Annotated in this window: 2 protein-coding genes and 1 tRNA gene; all 3 read right to left on the bottom strand. The window is 58.8% G+C overall.

Going from position 1 to position 2,803, the window contains the following annotated elements; all coding sequences use genetic code 11:
* Positions 1–431 precede the first annotated feature (431 nt).
* Positions 432–504, bottom strand: a tRNA-Glu gene (locus tag G4O04_08815).
* 190 nt (positions 505–694) lie between these two features.
* Positions 695–1,456, bottom strand: a complete 762-nt coding sequence (trmB, locus tag G4O04_08810) for a tRNA (guanosine(46)-N7)-methyltransferase TrmB (protein ID HEY58615.1) — start codon at positions 1,454–1,456, stop codon at positions 695–697.
* A 121-nt stretch (positions 1,457–1,577) separates the two neighbouring features.
* On the bottom strand, positions 1,578–2,711 hold the full coding sequence (locus G4O04_08805) for a hypothetical protein (GenBank protein HEY58614.1): 1,134 nt from the start codon (positions 2,709–2,711) through the stop codon (positions 1,578–1,580).
* Positions 2,712–2,803: the final 92 nt, after the last annotated feature.

The raw sequence follows: 2,803 nt of genomic DNA, 5'->3' as shown, positions 1-2,803 counted from the left end.
TGACTTATCACCAGGTTGGGGAAAAGGCAAAGGTGTACCACCGCCCCCATGCGGCAAAGGCCCTGGCCCCGGCATCTCTCGGAAAAAGGCGGGGGCGGTATTTGCCGTCGGGATCAAGGGGAACTTACCTGGCTGAGATTGGACGGCCACAGGGGTGGACACTATAGGCCCAGCCGAAAAAGGAGAAGGAGAAGAAATAGGCGAAGGAAGCGGGGAAGAGTGCGAAGCCATGGCTGGTGGATGCGCCGTCTCACAGCCCATGATGAAAAGCATCAACCCCAAAACAAGCCACCCCATCCCAGCATTCCACGAGGTCATGGTCTCACCTCCTCACAGATTTGAGGCTTATCCAATAGACGCCGAAGACGCCAAAAAGTTCCTTTGGCCTCTATGAAACCAAAAAGCCGGGCGACACCCGGCTTATGACATAGTGCCCCCACGGGGGTTTGAACCCCGGTTTCGGCCTTGAGAGGGCCGCGTCCTGGGCCACTAGACGATGGGGGCAGTGGACGGCGCGGATTTTACCATGGGCCACCTGAAGCGTCAAGATTTGCTCTCAAGCCCGCCCGCGAGGCTGTCGGGGAGTACCCGCGCCACGGCGCACCGCCTCTCTGAAGACCACGCTGCCTACCTTGCTCGCCCGTGCCAGGCTTTGCCAGGACGGTCACCCAGGAGCCAGACCACGCGCTGAGTGTCAAGGTAGGCCAGCCTTGCGCCGAAAATAGCGTTTGTAAACAGGGTATCCCTTTTCCAGACACCACGCCTGTCGCGCCGTGGGCGCTGCCTGCGCAAAACGCTCCCCCAACGCAGGGTCGTGGGGGGCAAAGAGCGGATGCGCCGTGACCACGCGCTCGACGAATTTGGGATACCCTTCTACATCCGTCTCCACCCGCAAAATGCCTCCGGGCTTGAGTTTGCGGGCCAGTACTTCCACGAACCAGGGGCTGATGATACGCCGCGCCTGATGCTTGGGCTTCCACCAGGGATCGGGCATGAGAATGTGGACCACCTCTACGCTTTCGTCGGGAAAAAGTTCGGCGATGATCAGCCGGGCGTCGCTGTCGCTCACCCAAAGATTGGTCAGACCCAGGCGCTGCGCCTTCTCGAAGATGCGTTTGGCGTGCTTCCAGCGCACCTCGAAGGCCACGAAATGGCGGTCGGGGTGTTGTTGCGCCCAATCGAGGATAAACTGCCCGTTCCCTGCACCGATCTCCACCTCCAGGGGTGCAGCGGTGAGGAAGGCTAGAAAGCGTTCTTGCTGCTGCGGCGAGGAATGGCCGTAGCGAAAAAAGGGGGCTGGCTCCGGCGGCAAGGGCCGCTTCCAGCGGATGCGGCGGCGGGGGTCCCCGCCGATGAGGCCCTTCCCTTGAGGCACCTTTTCCCACACCTCACGCAGTTGCTCCCAATCCACATCCAGTTTGCCGCGGCCACGGCGCATGATTTCGCGTTTGCCCATAGGGGGTGCTCCTTACACGGTATCGCAGGGCTGGTATTGTACCATCGCCCACCCGCGAAAAGACCAAGCCGGGCGTAGGCACCACGCCCGGCTTGAGAAAGCGTTCTCGGGACACCCTCGTTTAGCGAAACTTTTTGCGGAACACCCGATGATTCTTGTACGGCTTGGCGCCCAGATTCTCCAAATCGCGGCGCATCTGCGCCGCCGTCTCCGCCACCTGGGTCAACTCGGCATGCTCGAACTGGCCCGCGTGGCGAATGGTTTTCTCCATTTCCGCGTAGAGCAGCACATTACCGCCCCGCCCGTGGAACTTGGGCAGCACTCCTGCGCCATTGAGGGAAATCCAATTCGTGCGCTTCAGTTCCAGCAAGAGGTCCACCAGATTCCAGGGGTACAGATGCCCTTTGGCCCGTTGCAACGCCACAGAGACATCGGGAAAGCCAAACAAAAAGCCCACCACATCGTCGTCATGCAGGATCACCTTGATCAGTTGGGGCACAGCCACCATGACCAGTTGATCCACCACGAATTTCACCTCGTTCTCGGTGAGGGGATAATACTCCCAATTTTCCACAAAAGTCTCGTTGTAGGTCTTGCCAATCTTCGGCGCCCACCGACGCAGTTCCTTTTTGCTCCGGAAAGTGTGCACCCGAAAGGTCCCCCGCTTCTGAACCTTGCGGGCAATGCGCCGCACCCGCTCCGGCAACTCGAAGGAGGGGATGTGAATGTAAGTCGAGACAAAGTCCACCTCTTTCTCGAATCCCAGGGTCTCCAAGAACTTGGGGTAGTAGGGTTTGTTGTAGTTCATCATGGTCATCATCTGGCGGTGTTCGAAACCTTCCACCAGGATGCCATATCCATCGAAGGGGCCGAACCCCTTGGGGCCCACCAGCGTGTCCAGGCCGCGCTTCTCGGCCCACTCGAAGGCGCGGTTGAACAGGGCCTCGGCCACTTCCAGGTCCTCGATGGTCTCGAAAAAGTAGAAACTGGCCTGCTTGGTGCCGTGGTAGGCATTGAACCGTTTGTTTTCCAACACGGCAATGCGGCCCACCATTTCCCCATCGCGTTCGGCGATGAAAAAGTCGGCATCGGAATGCTCATAGAAGGGGTGCTTCTTGCGATTCAGGGGCAGATAAACATCCATCAGCGGCGGCGGGACCCATTGGGGCACATCACGATAGAGATCGTAGGGAAAGCGCACAAAGCGCTTCACCTGAGCCCTGTTTTCGGTATCGACCTGAATAATGCGCAACATAAGATCTCCTCCTGGGGAGAGATGATGAAGTTGCATACAGTATAACCCCTATTGTCAGCGTGAAGAAACGGGCAAAAGGGTGGATTTACCCG

Source organism: Anaerolineae bacterium (assembly GCA_011176535.1).
Classification (GTDB): domain Bacteria; phylum Chloroflexota; class Anaerolineae; order Anaerolineales; family DRMV01; genus DUEP01.
This window is presented reverse-complemented; position numbering and strand designations above follow the sequence as displayed.